We start from the raw sequence: 17,588 nt of genomic DNA on the forward strand, positions 1-17,588 counted from the left end.
GACGCTCCGATCAACCGTCGGCGTACGGGAGCTTTCTGGTTCGGGTTGGGAGCGACGGTGCTGGGGACTGTCCTGCACCTTCCGATGTATCTCATGGCCCGGGATATGGGCTATCGGATGGCGGGCATGCCCATGGACGGCGCCATGATCGCCGGGATGATCCTGATCGTGATCGGCTTGGCCGTCACCACATACGGACTGTTCCCGCAGCGCGCGGTGCACGACACGGTGTCCGGGCTGCGGGTCCGGGCACTCGACGACGCGCCGATCAACCGGGTGCACGTGCTGCTGCTGCTGATCATGGCCGCCGCGATCACCATCGACGTGATGAAGCCGACCACGCTCGCCTTCGTCGTTCCGGGCGTGGGCGCCGAGTATCACCTGCGCACGCCAGCGAATCCGCACCTGGACGCACTACCGGTGGCGCTGCTGCCACTATCCGGTATCACCGGCACGGTGCTCGGGTCGTTCCTGTGGGGCTGGCTCGGCGACCGCATCGGCCGCAAGGCAGCGATCCTGCTGGCCGGGATCTTCTTCGTCGGCACTGCCATCTGCGGCGCGATGCCCAGCTTCGAGTTGAACGTCGCGATGTGCTTCATCATGGGCCTGAGCGCGGGCGGGATGCTGCCGATCGCCTTCACGCTGCTATCGGAGACCATTCCGGCCCGCCACCGGGGTTGGCTGCTGGTGCTGATCGGCGGCGATATCGCGGGGGCCTATGTCATCACCAGCTGGCTGTCCACGACGATCGGACAGACCTTCGGCTGGCGCAGCATGTGGCTGATCGGCTTGCCCACCGGCCTGCTGCTGGTGCTGCTGGTCCGCTGGATTCCGGAGTCGCCGCGATTCCTGACGGCGATCGGCCGCCACCACGAGGCCGAAAAGGTGCTGCGCACATACCATGCCGAGATCACCACGGTCGAAAAGTCGCACGCCGAGGCCGGAGATGAGCTGCGCGGCGGATTCGGTCAGCTGCTGCGCCGGCCGTTCGCCGGAATGACCATCGTGCTGGCCCTGTTGGGACTCGGGGTCGGACTGGTCACTTACGGTTTCCAGCTCTGGCTGCCGACGAACCTGCGCAGCCTCGGATTCACCGGCGTCACCGCGGACAAGATCCTGCGTGATTCGGCGCTGATCGGCTTCCCGCTGAATTTCCTGGTCGCCTACTGCTACCACCGCTCCACCAAATGGACGCTGATCACGCTCAGCACGCTGCTCGCCGTCGCGCTCGGTGGCTTCGTGATCCTCGGTGACCATGTCGCCGACAACACCGTGCTGCTGTATGCCCTTCTCGTGGTGCCGATCTGGGGTTCGAGCTCGGTGGTCGCGGTCATCGTCGCCTACGGCGCGGAGGTCTACCCGACTCGGATCCGTTCGCGCGGCAGCGGTGTGGCGGCGGGCATGACCAAGGCGGGCGGCGTCCTGGTCATCGCGCTGGTGGTGCTCGCCGTCACCACGCCATCGATCGCCGTGACCGCGTTGATCAGCGCGGTGCCGATCGCACTCGCGGCGGTGGTGGCCGTCGGGTTCATCGTCGAGACCCGGCGCAAGCCGCTCGAGCAGATCACCGCCGATGAGTTGGGGCTGCAGGCGGCGTGATGACGAACCCTGTAGCGGCAGCGGAGCCGGCGCTGGTCGGTTCGATGCGTGATCGCCTGATCGAGGCAACAGTTCAGCTCATTTCGACGGAAGGACTGACCTCGCTGACCGTGCGACGCGTGGCACGGATCTGCGGGGTTTCCACCATGGCCATCTATTCCAACTTCAGTGGTATGCCCGGCCTGATCCAGGCGGTCGGCTCGGAGGGCTTCACCCAGTTGGTCGCGCGGCTGGCGCAATGCCGGGTCGCCGACGACCCGATCGCCGAAATCTTGGTGCTCGGCTTCATCTTTCGGGACGAGGCACTGCGCAAGCCCGAGCTGTTCCGGCTGATGTTCGCCACCGAGTCGCCGAAGGCGGAGGTGAAGGTGCACCGGGGCAACGTGCTCTCCGGCGGCAGTGATTCCGACTTCGAGAACTTCGCCGAGAGCTTCGATTACGTGGTGCGCGCGACGCAGCGGGCGCTGGACGCGGAACTGCTGCGCGGCACCAATGCCCGCGCGGCCGCCGCCCAGTTCTGGACCGGGCTGTACGGGTTCATCCAACTCGATATGGCGGGCCTGTATGGCGATGACGGCCTGTCCGAGGTGCTGTTGCCCTCGATCGTCAACATTCTGATCGGGATGGGCGCCGAACGCGCGATGGTCGAGCGATCGGTGGCCAGCGCCCTCGACCTGGTCATGTCGCCGACCGGCGTCTGCGCGTGATCATGGGCGGAGCTTGACGGCGATGCGCTGCGCGCGGGCCATGGCGCGCTCGGCGAAACCGTTGCGTTTGGGCAGCAATTCGAGTTGCAGCAGCAGTTCGTTCAGATCCCAGGTGGCCTTGCTGCGCCAGATGAGTCCGGCGCGGAACTGCCAGATGTCGACCACGAACAGGTCGAATTTCTTGCCGGTGCCAGCGAATCCGGGCGGGTCGATCGGACCCAGATGGGTGCCGGTCATCCGCCACGGCACGATCGCGGCGCGTGCGTCCGGCGTGATGACCGGCTCGAAGACGGTGGTGTAGTGGACATCTGGGAATGCGCGCTTGGTGTCGTGGACAAACTTGGCCACGCCGGTACGGCCGGTGATCAGCTCGGCCTCTGACGGGTCGAGCCAGCGGGTGTCCTCGGTGACGCAGGCCGCCACCGCGGCGCCGTCGCCGGTGTTCCATCCGGCGATGTAGCGGTCCACGAAGGCGCGCAGCCAATCGGCGTCCGCGATGGGTTCGGCGGCCGGATCGAGGGCGAATTCACCAGAGTTCATGGCGTCACGGTACCCGGATAACAATGTCATCGGTTCGAATAACAATGTCATCGGGACCGATGACATTGTTATTCGGAGTCGGTCGACTGTGAAATAACACTGTTAGGGTTCGCATAACAATGTCAGCCGCACAGGAAAAGATCTTCGGGGTGCCTTGTATAACACTGTAATTGCTCCATATTGCACCCAATTGTCAAGTGCTGCAACAGTTTCTGATGTTTCGAGATTGCGGTTGAGCATTGAAAGTATGCTGCCTATCGTTCATGGATAATCGTTCGTCGCGCAGTGCAGACAGCTTCATCGCTCGGGTAGAAAACGAGGGCCATCGCAATGTCCGATGCGGCAATCGTCGGTATCGGGTGTCGATTTCCGGGTGGAATCGATAGCCCGGGTACCTTTTGGGATTTCCTGGTCCGCAAGGGCGACGGCATCGTGGAGGTGCCGTCGGATCGCTGGAGCCTGGACAAGTTCTATGACCCGGATCCGGAAGCGCCCGGCCGGATGTACACCCGCCGCGGCGGGTTTCTGACCCGATCACTGTGGGAGTTCGACGCCGACTTCTTCGGCATCTCCCAGCGTGAGGCGTCGATCATGGACCCGCAGCAACGGCTGCTGCTGGAGGTCGCGTGGGAGGCGCTCGACGACAGCGGGATGGCCGGGCGGGTGTCGGGCCGCGACGTCGGTGTCTTCGTCGGTGGCTTCATGAACGACAATGCGGTGGGCCGCAACGTGGTTCGGTCCGCGATCAACAGTCATACGCCGACCAGCTCGTCACACACGCTGCTCTCGGCGCGCATCGCCTTCCTGCTGGACCTGCACGGTCCGACCATGACCATCGACACCGCCTGCTCATCCTCGCTGGTGGCACTGCACCAGGCGGTCCAATCTCTGGCGCTCGGCGAATGCAGCTGCGCCATCGTCGGCGGGGCCAACGCCATGCTCCAGCCGGAGACCTTCATCTCCATGTGCAAGGGCCGTTTCCTGTCTGTCGACGGGCGCTGCAAGTCGTTCGACGCATCCGCCGACGGCTACGGCCGTGGCGAGGGTGCGGGCGCGGTGATCCTCAAACCGCTCGACGCGGCGGTGCGCGACGGTGACCGCATCTACGCGGTGGTCCGCGGTAGCGGAGTGAACCAGGACGGCCGCACCTTGGCCGTGCCCGTCCCCAATCCCGTTGCGCAGGAAGAACTCGCCAGGCGGGTACGCACCAAGGCGGGCATCGCACCGCATGAGATCGGCTACGTCGAGGCGCACGGCACCGGGACGCCGGTCGGCGATCCCGCCGAAATGACGGCCCTCGGCGCGGTATACGGCGCGGTCGAGGGCCGAGACGAGCCGCTGCCGGTCGGCTCGGTCAAGGCCAATATCGGTCATACCGAGGCGGCAGCCGGTGTGGCCGGGGTCATCAAGGCCGCGCTGACCGTCCACCATCGGACGATCGCGCCGCAAGCCTGGCTGGACCGGCTCAATCCCGAGATCCCGTTCGACGAGTTGCGACTGCGCGTGCCGATGGAAGCCGAACCACTGGTCCGTCCCGTGGTCGCGGTCAACAGCTTCGGCTACGGCGGAACCAACGCGCACGCACTCATCGGTCCCGCGCCCGATCCGGCAGCGATCGGCGAAACCCGTTCCGGCGCACGAAACGAGCACGGTGCTCGTGCGGCGACACTGCCGATCCTGCCGCTGTCGGCGCGCAGTGAGCAGGCACTGCGCACGCTGGCCGCGGAGCTGATAGCGGCGGTCGATACCGAGCCGATCGAGCGGGTGGTCGAGGCGGCCTGGGTCCGGCGTGCGCATCATCCGCTGCGCAGCGCCTTCCGTACCGACGACAACGTCGAATTGCGTGCCCAGCTTGCGGAATTCGCCGCGGGCGGCGGTCCGGTTCCGGTCCGTGCCATCGCCGAGGGACAGACCGATCCGGTCTTCGTCTACAGCGGAATGGGTCCGCAGTGGTGGGCCATGGGCCGCGGCGTGCTGGCCGCGGCGGGTCCGGCAGCCGAGCTGGCGCGCGAAATCGACCGCGAATTCACGAAACTCGCGGGCTGGTCGATCCTCGAGGAGATGGGCCGCGACGAGTCGGACTCCCGAATCTCGCGCACCGAGATCGCGCAACCCGCCAACTTTCTGCTGCAGGCCGTGCTCACCGCGGAGCTCGCCGAACTCGGTATCCGGCCCGCCGTCGTGGTGGGGCACAGCGTCGGCGAGGTGACCGCGGCCTATGTGTCCGGATCGTTGTCGCTCACGGAGGCGGTGTCGGTCAGCTATCACCGATCCCGCCTGCAGGCCAGCACCGCGGGGACCGGCGGCATGCTCGCGGTGGGGCTGGCCGAGGCCGACGCCCGCGAACTGATCGCCGGTGTCGATGGCGTATGCATCGCCGCGGTCAACAGCCCCTCGGCGGTGACCCTCGCGGGCGAGCAACCGGTGCTCGCGGCTATCACCGAACGCCTTGCTGCCGACGGCGTTTTCGCCAAGGCGCTGCGCGTCGAGGTGCCCTATCACAGCCATCTGATGGACCCGATCCTCGACGACCTCCGCACCGCACTGGCGTCGCTCGCACCGGGCGTCGGCACCGTCACCGCCTACTCGACGGTGACCGGCGGGCAAACCGCACCACAGGATTGGGACGCGCAGTACTGGTGCCGCAATGTCCGTGACCAGGTCCGGTTCGCGGACGCCGTCGGTGCGTTGCTGGCGGCCGGACACCGGGTCTTTCTCGAACTGGGGCCGCACCCGGTGCTGGGCGGCAGTATTCGGGAAATCCTTGTGCAGCAGGGCATTTCCGGTGCGGCGATCAGCACGCTGGTCCGCGGCGGTGATGATCGCGAGAACATCCTCACCGCGGTCGGCGAGCTGTACCGCGCGGGTTCATTGGACGGTGACCGCCTGCCACGCGCCATCGATCCAGCCATCGAGCACGTCGAGCTCCCCCGGTATCCGTGGCAGCGTCGGTTCGCCTGGACTCAGGAACCGGAAACGGAGCTCGATCGGATCGGCACCCCCGACGGCTTCGCGATGTTGGGCGATCGCACCGCATCGGTAGCGCCGGAGTGGGAACTGCAACTGTCGGTATCGAATCTGCCGTGGCTGCGCGATCACGTCGTGGCCGGTGCGGTGGTGCTGCCCGGGGCGGCCTACCTCGACGCCGCCCTCAGTGCCGCCGCGCAGCGCACCGGGCGCGACACCTTCGGACTGGAATCCGTCGAGTTCGTCACCCCGCTCGTCGTCGACGAGCACGATGTGCCGCTCGTCCGAATCAGCGTGGAAGAGAACACACACCGGTTCGTCATCCGCTCCCGGCCCGCTACCGGCGGGGCATGGACCGTCAACGCGTACGGACGACTCATCGAAGCCGACACCGACGCCACTACCGTCGATATCGCGCCGCAGGCGGATGCGGTCGAGGTCGCGGTGGACGAACTTTACGAGAGCATGGTCGAGCACGGACTCGCCTATGGTCCGCAGTTCCGGTTGCTGCGTGCGGTCCGGGTCGGCTCGGACAGCGTTGTCGCGCATCTGCATGCACCGGTATCCGAGCCGACGACGAGGCGGCATCTCGCGCACCCCGCGGTCGTCGATTCGGCCCTGCAGTGCTTCGCTGCGCTGTACGCGAGATCGGTTGCCACACAGCCGAACTCCGGCGAAGACGGCGAGGTGGTGGTGCCTGCCGCGATCGCCGGGATCCGCTGGAACGGACCCATTCCGGCCGACCCGGTCGTGGTCGTCACGCGCGATCCCGGCGATCCGCTGCGCGCCGATATCCGCATCGCATCCGCGAACGGTGTTGTCGCGCTGACGATGTCGGGCGTGCAATTTCGCGCGCTCACGCCACGGCCCGCGCTCTCCGATCAACTCGACCGGCTGTTCTACGAACCGGTGTGGGAAATCGTGGCCGACACAGGCGAATCGACCCCGCCCGCCACGCCCGACGTCCAGGAATTCTTGCTCGTCGTCAACCTCGGTGCGGAGATCTCGCAGCGGGCCAAGGAAATAGCCAACGTGGCTATCCACGCCGAATTGGTGACGGTGGGAGAGCACGCCTCGGCGGCCGACAGCCCGCAGTTGGTCGGGCTGCTCCGGGCCGCATGCGGTCGGCCCGAGGTCGAGCGGCTCCGGGTCGTGGTCGTTGCCGGGGCGGAACTCGACGGCATGCGCAACGTGTACGGCTTGGCCCAGGTCGCTCGCGCGATCAAGGGACTGCTGTCCGATGATTCCGCACCACGCGAGCCCGGTGTCACCGAGGCGCCGTTCGTGATCCACGCGGTCGTGGTCACCGAACACGCACTGTGCCTGCCGATCGATCGTTTCGCCCGGTTGGAGCACTCGGCGCTGACCGGCGCGCGCCGCGAACTGCTCAACGAACTGCCCGCCGGCCAGTGGCGGCTGGTGGACACCGAGCCCGACTCCGCCGCGGCCGACATCCTCGAGCAGGTCTACGCCGACACCGCCATCGACGAGGTGGCGCTGCGGGCCGGTGCGTGCTGGACGATCCGCTGGCGGCACACCCTGGCGACGCATCTGGCCCACTGGGATGTCGCGCAGCCGCTGACCGATCCCGAACAGTCCTTCGAACTGGATATCCCGCGCTCCCGGCTGCTTGCGGAACTCGCACTGCGCACCACCGATCGGATCGCACCGGGGCCCGACGAGATCGAGATCCGGATGCAGGCGGTCGGCCTGAACTACAAGGACACACTGAAGGTGCTCGGTGTGCTCACCGAAAAGGAGCTGGACGGAACCTTTTACGGCACCGAGATCGGCATGGACGGCTACGGCGTCGTGGCGCGGGTCGGCGCCGACATCACCGATATCGCACCGGGAGACGAGATTTCGGTCGTCGCGCCGGGAATCGTGCGACGGTATGTCACGATCCGGCCGGACGCGGGCGCGACCACCCCGATGGATATCTTCCCGCCCGGCGCCTTCGATCCGCTGCACTGCACCTCGGTGATGCCACTGTTCACCGCCGAAATCGGACTGGTCGAGCTGGCCAGGGTGCAGCCGGGTGACACCGTGCTGATCCACGGTGCGGCGGGCGGTATGGGCATGGCCGCGGTCCAGGTCGCACTGCGGATCGGGGCTCGGGTGATCGCCACCGCTGGCACCGAGGAACGCCGCGCCCGAGTGCGCGCGCTCGGCGCGCACGAGGTACTGGGTTCGCGGTCGATCAACTTCGTCGACGAGGTGCTGCGCCTGACCGACGGTGCGGGCGTCGACGTCGTCTACAGCTCAGCGCCGGGGGAGATCCTGCAGCAGAACTTCCGTGTCGCAGGCGAATTCGGCCGCATCGTCGACATCGGCAAGGAAGACATCTATGGTTCGGGCACCATCGACCTGCGTCCGTTCGATCGGAACCTGGCGTTCTTCGCCGTCGATATCGACCGCATCCTGGCGCGACGTCCCGAGCAGGTCCGCCGGGCCGCCCGCCGGGTGGTCGACGCGATGTACCGCGGCGAGTACTCCGCCCTGCCGAATAGCGCGTTCCTACTGGACAGCCTCACCGGTGCGTTCGAAACGGTCGCGCGCTCGGCGCAGATCGGCCGGGTGGTGCTCGACCTGCGCGAGGAGCACCCGGCGGTGCGCCATATTCCGCGCGAGGTCGAATTCGATTCGCAGGCGAGCTATTTGGTGACCGGTGGGTTCGGCGCGTTCGGCCTGGCCACCGCGCGTCAGCTGGTCCGCGCCGGAGTGCGCCACCTGGTGCTCGTCGGGCGCAGTGGTGCCGCCAGCGAGGCGGCCCGCGAACAGCTGGCACAATTCGCCCGCGACGGTGTCGAGGTGCGTGCCGAACGCCTCGACGTCTCCGACTACGACGCGGTCGCCGACCTCATCACACGCATCCAGGCCAGCGCGGCGCCGCTGCGCGGGGTCATCCACGCCGCCGGGGTGGTGAACAATACCGAGATACCCGAGATCACCGCCGAATCGCTGGGTGAGATCTTCGAGCCGAAGGTGAGCGGGGCGATCAACCTCGATCGGGCCACCACGGCCGCCGGTGTCGATCTGGACATGTTCGTGCTGTATTCCTCCGCCAGCGGTATTGCCGGACTCTCACCTCAGTTGGGTTATGCCGCAGCAAATTCCGCGCTCGACGCGCTCGCCTGGACGCGGCGCGCGCAGGGCCGGCCCGCGCTGTCGGTCGACTGGGGATTCATGCGCGGCGACGGCGGCATGGCCGACTCCCGTGCGGTATCGCGGTATGCCGAGATGACCGGATACGGCTCACTGGATATGGATTTCGCCGCCCGGCTGTTGCGCGAATGTCTGCGTTTCGACCTACCGCAGGTCGCTCTGCTCGATATCGACTGGGCACAGTGGGCGCTCGCACACCGATCCTCCGCGCGGGCACCGCGATTCGTCGAGCTGGTCACCGCCGCGGGTGGCGGGGCATCCGGTGCCGGTGCCCTGCGTGCCGCGATCCTGGCGCTGGATCCCGAATACCGCGGCGAAGTGGTCGCCTGCCTGCTGGCCGAACAGCTCGCGATCGTGCTCGCCGTCGACGCGGACACCGTGGATCTGGCGACTCCGACCATGGAGCTCGGGCTGGATTCGCTGATGGCCATGGAATTCGGTGCGCGCGTGGTGAAAAGCCTCGGCGTCAAGATGTCGGTCCTCTCGATCGGGGCCGGACTCTCGCTGGCCGGTCTCGGCGCCAAGATCGCCGCGCAGATCGCGCACGAAGAAGCAAATACCGAACCGGATAGCAGCGTGAGGAAGTGTGGATGACCACTGAGAGCATCGATCCCCGTGCGCTGGCACGGGCACTGATGGCCGAGCACGGTCCCGGCAACGGCGCGAGTGCGGCCTCGGGCACCACGACGGCGCCGACCACATCCGCCCGCGGTGCGTCGAATGGGCGGATAACCCCCAGTTCGACCCGGCAGACGAGCTTTCGCGACCACCCGGGCGTGCTGGCGGCCAACGAGAAGTGGACCGCCTTCGACAGCTGGACCCGCGAGACCGGGGTGCTCAACCCCTATTACCTGCCGCACGAGGGCATCAGTGGACCAGTGACCAGGTTCGCGGACCGAGATATGGTGAACTTCAGCAGTTTCGGCTACCTCGACCTGGCCGCCGAACCGCGCGTGCACGCCGCCGCCACCGCCGCGATCGGCCGCTACGGTACCTCCGCGGCGGCGGTCCGGATGGTGGCGGGGGAGTTACCGCTCTACGGTGAGCTGGAACGCGAGATCGCCCGGATCTACGACACCGACGCCGCCATCGTGACGTCCAGCGGCTTCCTCACCAACGCCGCGGCGGTCGCCTTCCTGCTCGGCAAGCGCGATATCGCGATCTGCGATTCGCTGATCCACAACAGCATCGTCTCCGGCACCGAGTGGGCGGGCTGCAAACGGGTCACCTTCCGGCACAACGATCCCGAATCGCTGGAGGCGATCCTGTCGATGTCCCGGCGCAGCTTCGAACGGGCGCTGGTACTGATCGAGGGCGTCTACAGCATGGACGGCGATGTGGTCCGGCTGCCCGAAATCATCGAGGTGGCACGGAAATACGATTGCTCGATCATGATCGACGAAGCGCATTCGTTCGGTGTCCTCGGCGAACGTGGGCTCGGCGTGCGTGAGCTGTTCGATCTGCCCGGTGACGCGGTCGATGTCTGGATGGGCACGCTGTCCAAGGCGCTCGGCAGCGTCGGCGGATACCTCGCGGCCAACCGCGAGCTCGTCGAGGGGTTCAAATACTCCGCCGCGGGCCTGAGCATGTACACCGCATCTCCCGCACCGTCCGCGGCGGCGGCCGCGCTCGAGGGGCTGGCGGTGCTCCACGACGAGCCGGAACGTGTTGCGGCACTGCGGCACAACGCGCAGTACTTCTATCGCCGGGCCCGTGAGCTCGGTTTCGACACCGGCAACGGACAGGGCACCCCCATCACCCCGATCATGACCGGCGCGAGCGAACCCGCGGTGCGCGCCTCGCTGGAACTGCTGGAGCGCAATGTGATGGCCAATGCCATCGGGCATCCGGTGGTCCCCGAGGGGGAGGCGCGACTGCGGTTCTTCATCAACTGCCGACACACCGAGGCGCAGCTCGATCATGCGTTGGACACCCTGCGTCAGGTGTTCGACCGTCTTACCACGGAAGAGAGTCAGCACTCGTGAAGTCGCCGATCAGTTCCTCGCTACTGCGAAAAGCGTTGGTGCCGTTGGCATCGGTCACCCTCATGGCGGTCCTGTTCGTCCCGGCCCGCTCGGCCATGATCGCCCCGGTCGAGACCGACCCGAACAGTCCGCTGGCGAGCCGGTTCCATTTCACCGAGATGCCGATCGCGCTGCCGCCGGGTCTGCCGGAGCACAAGATTCGCCATATCGAGCCGCGCTACGAACATGTCGTGGCGTGGATGTCCTCGGTCAATTCCGCGGCGGCCATCAACGATATCGACGGCAACGGCCGCGCCGATGATCTGTGCCTGGTCGATTCCCGATCCGATACGGTGATCGTGACGCCGAGTCCGGACAGCGACACCAGCCGCTACGCACCGTTCGTGCTCGACCCCGCGCCGCTGCCGACCGATGACCGGATGGCGCCGACCGGCTGTATCCCCGGCGATTTCGACCATTCCGGGCGGATCGGCCTGCTGGTCTACTACGGCGGCCGCACCCCGATCCTGTTCCTGCCGCGCGCGGGCGCCAAGCAGCTGGACAACAAGGCGTTTCGGCCGGTCGAAATGGTCGAGCCACCGGCCAGCACGGACGGCAGCTATCAGGGCGCGCGCTGGTTCACCCTGGCCGCCTCCGTCGCCGATTTCGACGGTGACGGCAATCCGGACGTCTACCTCGGAAACTACTTTCCGGACAGCGATTTCATCGGTCCCGACGGTGAGCACAGCCTGACGCTCAACGAATCGTTCTCCACCGCGACCAATGGCGCGACCGACCGCATCCTCACCTACCAGCAGAGTTCGGGCGGCGCCGAGCCGACCGCCGTATACCGCGAGGTCTCCAACGCACTTCCGGAGGGCAAGTACAACGGCTGGGCGTTGGCCACGGCCACCCAGGACCTCACCGGCGACCAATTGCCCGAGCTCTACGTCGCCAACGACATGGGGCCCGATCGCCTGTTCGTCAACAAGTCGAAGCCGGGGCATATCGAGTTCGGCCTCGCCGAAGGCCAACGCGGGCCGACCGATCCGAAATCCTTTGTGCTCGGCCATGATTCGTTCAAAGGGATGGGGGCAGATTTCGCCGATCTCAATGGCGACGGCATGCCAGACCTGTTCGTCAGCAATATCGCTCAGCGCTGGGGCATCGTCGAATCCAACTTCGCGTTCTACAACACCGCGGCCGATCCGAAACAAGCCGCGGCCCAGCTCGATTCGGGTGTAGCACCGTTCGAGAACCGCGCGGTGCAGAAGGGCGTCGCCTGGGACGGCTGGTGCTGGGACACCAAGCTCGCCGACTTCGACAACAGCGGCAGGCCGCAGATCGTGCAGTCGAACGGCATGTTCAAGGGCGAGAGCACGCGCTGGCCACAGGTGCAGGAAATGGCCACGATGAACGACGACTTCACCAAATACCCTTGGGCCTGGCCGAAGTTCACCGAGCAATCCGACCTGGCGGGCAGCAACCGGATCGGCTTCTTCGCCCAGGACGACAGCGGCAACTTCACCAATATCTCCCCGGCGCTCGATGTCTTCGCGCCGACGCCGACCCGGGGCATCGCGGTCGGTGACGCGACCGGGACGGGCGCGTTGAGCTTCGCGGTGGCCCGGCAGTGGGCGGCACCGGTCTACTACCGCAACGACGCACCGCACCGCGGGCAGTATCTCGGTCTGCGGCTGTTGACTCCGCCGACCAACGCCGCCCCCGGCGAAACGACGGTGGCGGGCAAACCCGTGCTCGGATCTCCGGCGCTCGGCGCCGAGGTGACGGTGACGACGCCGGACGGCACACCGCATGTGACGCAGGTCGACGGTGGCAGCGGGCACGCCGGAAAGCGCTCCACCGATATCCATATCGGGCTCGGCGATATCGATCCCACGGCGCCGCTGGCGGTGCAGATCGCATGGCGCGACAACAAGGGCGCCACGCACACCCAACAGCTGCAACTGCCGACCGGGCAGCACACCCTCGTTCTCGACTCCGATGCCCGGGAGGTGCACCAGTGAGTGTTCAGGAAAACGGTCATCAGGCCAATGGAAAAGCCGACGTCGTCGCGAGTACGAACGGCAACGGATCGGCCCCCGCCGAGGAGACCGCCGCACCGCCGACACCGGCGCAGGCGTTGCGGCGAAAGTGGCTGGGCGTCAACAAGGAAGGACGGGATCCGCGCTATCTCGCGCTGCGCAACTTCGCGGCCTCGCTGACCTTCTTCAATATTCTGGGATTCCTGTGGTTGGGGTTCGAGCAGCCGTGGCTGTGGCCATTTCTCGGCGCGGCCACCGCGTACACCGTGGAGCTGATCCTGGAAACGCTGGCGGCGTGGGCCTATCGCCGACCGGCGGGCTACCGCGGCAACGGACTCCGCGGCCTGATCGTGTTCCTGCTGCCCGCGCACATCACCGGTGTGGCCTTCAACTTCCTGATGTACGCGGCAGATCAGTTCATGCCGATCATGTTCGGGATCACGGTCGCGGTCGGCACCAAATGGGTACTGCGCGCGAAGATCAACGGGAAAGTGAAGCACTTCATGAACCCGTCGAACTTCGGCATCGTGGTCGCGCTGCTGGCCTTCCCAGCGATCGCCGTCGTCGGTCCGTATCACTTCGTGGAGAACGTCTCGGGTCCGGCCGACGCGTTGATCGTGCTCGCCCTGCTGGCCGCCGGCACCATGTTGAACGCCAAGCTGACCAAGAAGACACCGCTGATCATGGCCTGGCTGGGTGCCTACGTGCTGCAGGCGGTGGTGCGCGGGCTGCTCGACGACCAGATCTCGATCATCGCGGCCCTGCTGCCGATGACCGGCATCGCCTTCGTGCTCTACACCAACTACATGATCACCGACCCGGCGACTACTCCGTTCAAGAAGCGCGATCAGATCATCTTCGGCGCCTCGGTGGGGGTGATGTACGGCGTGCTGATGGCCCTGCACGTTTCGTTCGGATTGTTCTTCGCGCTGGTGATCGTCTGCGCGAGCCGCGGACTGTTCTGGTGGTACCGCAACATTCGCGAGTGGCTGGACAATCGCGCGACCGTCGCGACGGTCGCGCCGCAGCCCGCGGCGGAGGAACCGGCGCTGCCCGAGCCGGAAAAGGAAGTCGTTCGATCCTGATCGCCGGAACCCGCAGCACCGCAACAGAATCGAGGAAATATGCCGTCACTGATCGGACCGTTACGCTCCACCCTGCTCGGTACCCGGATCGAGGAGAACCCGTTGGACCGCCCCGGCTTCGCGATGCCGAGCCCGGCGACCGCCGCCGAACTCCGGCGGGTCGCCACCCACCTGTCCAGCAGCATCCATTTCGCCGTGTGCACCAAGAACAATGACGAGTTGATCGAGCACATCCAGCAGCTGCCCGAGCAGTACCGGGGATTCGCATTCGAAGGCGCCGCGACGGGTCTGGCCGCCGTCGACTCGATCACCCCGTTCAGCCACCGCGCCGCGGATCTGTTCACCGGTCCGGCCGCCGAACACGATCTGACCATGTACGTCGGTGTCGGCCTGGCGATGGGCAAGATACCGAAACCCGTGTGGAAGAAGGTATTTCCGAAGCATCCGGTGTACCGCTGGCTCGCCATCGATGGGTACGGCTTCTACAACGCCTTCTTCCGCACCGAGAAGTACATCGCCCGGCACCATGTCGACAACCGGTACCCGTCCTGGATGGGGGATACCGCACCGTTGAAACGCGCGGCAGACCAGGGGATCGGCCGCGCGCTCTGGTTCATCAGCGGCGGTTCGGTCGACGGTGTCGCCGCCAGGATCGCCGAGTTCGACCCGAGTCGGCACGCCGACCTGTGGAACGGCATAGGCATCGCGACCACCTTCGCCGGCGGCGTGGAAGTCGCTGACCTGGAAGCGATCGTGGCCCTGGTGCCGCAGTTCCGCCAGCAGTTGGCGGCGGGTTCGACCATGGTCGCGAAGATCCGCCAGCAGGCCGATAGCGCCACCCCACACACTGGGGTCGCCGTGCGGACCTACACCGGCCGCTCGATCGACGAGGCCGCCGCCCTGATCGACAAGGCGTTCGTCGGAATACCGGAGGACGGCACCGCGGCCAGCTATCACGCCTGGCGGGACCGTCTCGGTGAACTCGCCGCCGCAACCGAGAGCTGAGTCATGAACTGGACGGATAAGCACGTAATCGTCACCGGCGGCTCGGAAGGCATCGGGGCGGCCGTCGCCAACGCCTTCGCCCAGCGTGGCGCGCGGGCCTCGATCATCGCGCGGCGGGAGGCGCCCCTGCGCGCGACCGCCGAGCGGATCGGCGCCGACTGGTGTGCCGCCGATGTCACCGACCGGCAGGGTCTGGCGAGCGCCATCAAGGAACTCGAGCAGCGCAACGGCGCCTGCGCGGTGATCGCCTGCTGCGCGGGCCTCACGCTGCCCGGTCTGTTCCTCGATGTCGACGGCGACGAGTTCGGTATCCAGAGCGATGCGAACTATCTGGGTTCGGTGCACGCCGTCCGGTGTGTCCTGCCCGGCATGGTGGAACGCGGCAGCGGGCATATCCTGCTGCTCAGTTCGACGGCGGCCTTCCTCGGCATTCCCGGGTATTCGAGCTACGGCCCGACCAAGGCCGGCGTCCGTCAGCTCGGCCTCTGTCTGCGCTACGAGGTCGAGCCCGCCGGGGTGACCGTATCGGTGCTGTATCCGGCCGATACCGACACTCCGGGACTGGCTAGGGAGAACCGGCGCAAGCCGGTCGAGACCAAGGCCATCACCGGTTCGATCAAGCCGATGCCCGTCGACAAGGTGGGCGAAGCGGCGGTGCGCGGGCTGGAGCGGGGCCGCCACCACATCACGATGGATCCGCTCACTACCTTCTTCCTGCGGTGGGCGAATCTCCCGGAGGATTTGTCGCGGCCGTTCTTCCGGCGCAGCATTTCCCGGGCACGTCGGCGTGCACTCTAGGAGCAGACCTGATGTCCACCACGGTCAGCGACGGGGCGGCCTCGCTGCGTGCGCGGTTGCGCCGCATCTTCACCGCGGGTCCCGGCGAACAGGGGCGCCCGCTGCCGCTGCGCACGAAGATCAACTACGCGCTGTGGCTGACCCGGCCGGAGATCGCGCCGATGTCCGGTGCGGTCATGGTGGCCGATGTCCTGTTCAGCGCGCATACCGGAGCCGAGATCTGGTCGGCGCCGATGATCGTGGCCGCGGTCATGCTGGCCGCCGCGATTCAACTGCTGCACGTTGCCAACTGCCTCGCCGATCGCTGGGTGGATGTCGAATACAAATCCAAGTTCTCCCGCATGGTTCGAGATCTCGGCGTGCGATTCGTGGCCTGGCAGATCTATCTCACCACCGCGGGTATCGGCGTCGCGGCGGTCTACCTCGCGGTGGCGACCGGGCATCTCGACCTGCTGTTGATCATTCCCGTCGGCACTGTGCTGCTGCTCGAATATTCGCTGCCGCCATGGCATTTCAAGGCCGCCGGATTCTGGCAGATCCCTTGGACCTACCTCATGACGATGGTCTTCCCCGGTGTGGTCGTGCTGCGGCTGTACGACCGACCGATCGAAATGCCAGCGCTCATCGCCATTCTCGGCCTGGGGCTGACGACCACCGGCGTTTTCGTCGCGAACACCGCCGAAGACATTCCGGAGGACACCGAGCACGGATTCCGGACCTCGGTGGTGGCACTCGGCCTGCGCGTCTCGCTGTTCGAGTCGATGACGCGGGTGACCGTCGGCGCCGCACTCGTGGCCGGTTCCGTCATCGCCATGGTGGGATTCACCTGGACGCTGATCGTGTACGCCGTCCTGGTGCTGATCGTTATCGGCTATCTGGGCCGGACCCAACTCGGCACCTGGGGCAAGCCGCTGGACGACGCCATGCCGCTGGTCCGGTCACAGGCGAAACTGTTCGTGTACATGGTCGCGCTCGTCGCCTGGGCGGCCGTTGTGCCCGCGGCCGCGGTGTTCTGCCAACGGTGAGCGCATCCCCTGAGACCATGGAGCCACGATCATGACCGCCGACATTCGCGCCGATCGCGAGGCTCTGCTCGTCGAACTGGTCGATGAGCACGGCCTCGCGACCGGAGCACGTTCCGTGGCCGAGGCACACCGCCCGCCCGGGCAATTGCACCGCGCCTTTTCGGTGCTGCTGTACGACCTGTCGGGACGGGTCCTGCTGCAGCGGCGGGCGGCCGTCAAAACCCGCTTCCCGCAACGATGGTCGAACACCTGCTGTGGTCATCCCGCCCCGGGCCAGGACCCCGCCGATGCCGCGGTGATCCGGCTGGCGGAGGAGCTGAGCCTGACCGCCGCACAGCTGACCGAGGCGGGCATCTACCGCTATCGGGCCGCCGACCCGTGCGGTGATCAGGTGGAGCACGAATGGGACCACGTGCTGGTCGGTGTCATATCCGACGGCGCTCCCCGCCCCGACCCGGCCGAGGTCTCCGAATGCGCATGGGCCGACCCCGTCGAGTTGCTCGGACACATCTCGGCGGCGCCCGACACCTTCACCCCGTGGTTGCGTGGTGTCCTCGATATCGCCACGCGCACAGCCGATTTCACGGCTTCCGGTTCGTCTGGTGCGGCCAGGTCCGCAGATCCATCGGCTTCGGATGGTCCGCACGCAGAGCCGCGAGATCCAGCGGCTCGTCGGGCCGCTCGTTGA

Annotated in this window: 11 protein-coding genes; 10 read left to right on the forward strand and 1 reads right to left on the reverse strand. The window is 66.7% G+C overall.

Annotation, left to right across the window (positions count from 1 at the left end; translation table 11 throughout):
- Nucleotides 1-57: 57 nt before the first annotated feature.
- Together ACQP2D_RS10000 and ACQP2D_RS10005 are read left to right on the forward strand one after the other, a co-directional pair.
- On the forward strand, nt 58-1,599 hold the full coding sequence (locus ACQP2D_RS10000; protein WP_433683438.1) for an MFS transporter: 1,542 nt from the start codon (nt 58-60) through the stop codon (nt 1,597-1,599).
- Entirely contained in the window at nt 1,599-2,306 is a 708-nt protein-coding gene (locus ACQP2D_RS10005; protein WP_433683439.1) for a TetR/AcrR family transcriptional regulator, read from the forward strand. The genes ACQP2D_RS10000 and ACQP2D_RS10005 overlap by 1 nt, the downstream gene beginning before the upstream one ends.
- Here the strand turns inward: ACQP2D_RS10005 and ACQP2D_RS10010 are convergent, their stop codons facing one another.
- Nucleotides 2,307-2,846 carry an ester cyclase gene (locus ACQP2D_RS10010; RefSeq protein ID WP_433683440.1) on the reverse strand — a complete coding sequence of 180 codons (540 nt, stop codon included), beginning with the start codon at nt 2,844-2,846 and terminating at the stop codon, nt 2,307-2,309. It lies immediately after the preceding gene.
- 330 nt (nt 2,847-3,176) lie between these two features.
- On the opposite strand from ACQP2D_RS10010, the gene ACQP2D_RS10015 reads away from it, so the two are divergent.
- Genes ACQP2D_RS10015 through idi form a run of 8 tightly spaced genes read left to right on the forward strand, consistent with a single transcriptional unit; the run spans nt 3,177 to nt 17,588 of the window.
- A complete protein-coding gene (locus tag ACQP2D_RS10015) occupies nt 3,177-9,572 on the forward strand; it encodes a type I polyketide synthase (protein ID WP_433683441.1) in 6,396 nt (2,131 codons plus the stop codon).
- Entirely contained in the window at nt 9,569-10,963 is a 1,395-nt protein-coding gene (locus ACQP2D_RS10020) for an aminotransferase class I/II-fold pyridoxal phosphate-dependent enzyme (RefSeq protein WP_433683442.1), read from the forward strand. The genes ACQP2D_RS10015 and ACQP2D_RS10020 overlap by 4 nt, the downstream gene beginning before the upstream one ends.
- Complete coding sequence (locus ACQP2D_RS10025; protein WP_433683443.1) at nt 10,960-12,969, forward strand: CRTAC1 family protein; 2,010 nt, start codon at nt 10,960-10,962, stop codon at nt 12,967-12,969. The genes ACQP2D_RS10020 and ACQP2D_RS10025 overlap by 4 nt, the downstream gene beginning before the upstream one ends.
- Nucleotides 12,966-14,072, forward strand: a complete 1,107-nt coding sequence (locus ACQP2D_RS10030; protein ID WP_433683444.1) for an enediyne biosynthesis protein — start codon at nt 12,966-12,968, stop codon at nt 14,070-14,072. Before ACQP2D_RS10025 ends, ACQP2D_RS10030 begins: the two co-directional genes overlap by 4 nt.
- A gap of 39 nt (nt 14,073-14,111) precedes the next feature.
- On the forward strand, nt 14,112-15,077 hold the full coding sequence (locus ACQP2D_RS10035; RefSeq protein WP_433683445.1) for a DUF1702 family protein: 966 nt from the start codon (nt 14,112-14,114) through the stop codon (nt 15,075-15,077).
- 3 nt (nt 15,078-15,080) lie between these two features.
- Nucleotides 15,081-15,875: an SDR family oxidoreductase gene (locus tag ACQP2D_RS10040; RefSeq protein WP_433683446.1), complete on the forward strand. Its 795-nt coding sequence runs from the start codon at nt 15,081-15,083 to the stop codon at nt 15,873-15,875.
- A gap of 11 nt (nt 15,876-15,886) precedes the next feature.
- On the forward strand, nt 15,887-16,900 hold the full coding sequence (locus ACQP2D_RS10045) for a UbiA family prenyltransferase (RefSeq protein ID WP_433683447.1): 1,014 nt from the start codon (nt 15,887-15,889) through the stop codon (nt 16,898-16,900).
- Between the two features lie 31 nt (nt 16,901-16,931).
- Nucleotides 16,932-17,588, forward strand: a complete 657-nt coding sequence (gene idi, locus ACQP2D_RS10050; protein WP_433683448.1) for an isopentenyl-diphosphate Delta-isomerase — start codon at nt 16,932-16,934, stop codon at nt 17,586-17,588.

This window comes from Nocardia sp. CA-119907 (assembly GCF_050955995.1).
Lineage (GTDB): Bacteria > Actinomycetota > Actinomycetes > Mycobacteriales > Mycobacteriaceae > Nocardia.

Coding starts and splice junctions, on each gene's coding strand:
- ACQP2D_RS10005 (WP_433683439.1), top strand. CDS start 1,599: ATGACGAACCCTGTAGCGGCAGCGGAGCCGGCGCTGGTCGGTTCGATG.
- ACQP2D_RS10010 (WP_433683440.1), bottom strand. CDS start 2,846: ATGAACTCTGGTGAATTCGCCCTCGATCCGGCCGCCGAACCCATCGCG.
- ACQP2D_RS10015 (WP_433683441.1), top strand. CDS start 3,177: ATGTCCGATGCGGCAATCGTCGGTATCGGGTGTCGATTTCCGGGTGGA.
- ACQP2D_RS10020 (WP_433683442.1), top strand. CDS start 9,569: ATGACCACTGAGAGCATCGATCCCCGTGCGCTGGCACGGGCACTGATG.
- ACQP2D_RS10035 (WP_433683445.1), top strand. CDS start 14,112: ATGCCGTCACTGATCGGACCGTTACGCTCCACCCTGCTCGGTACCCGG.
- ACQP2D_RS10040 (WP_433683446.1), top strand. CDS start 15,081: ATGAACTGGACGGATAAGCACGTAATCGTCACCGGCGGCTCGGAAGGC.
- ACQP2D_RS10045 (WP_433683447.1), top strand. CDS start 15,887: ATGTCCACCACGGTCAGCGACGGGGCGGCCTCGCTGCGTGCGCGGTTG.
- idi (WP_433683448.1), top strand. CDS start 16,932: ATGACCGCCGACATTCGCGCCGATCGCGAGGCTCTGCTCGTCGAACTG.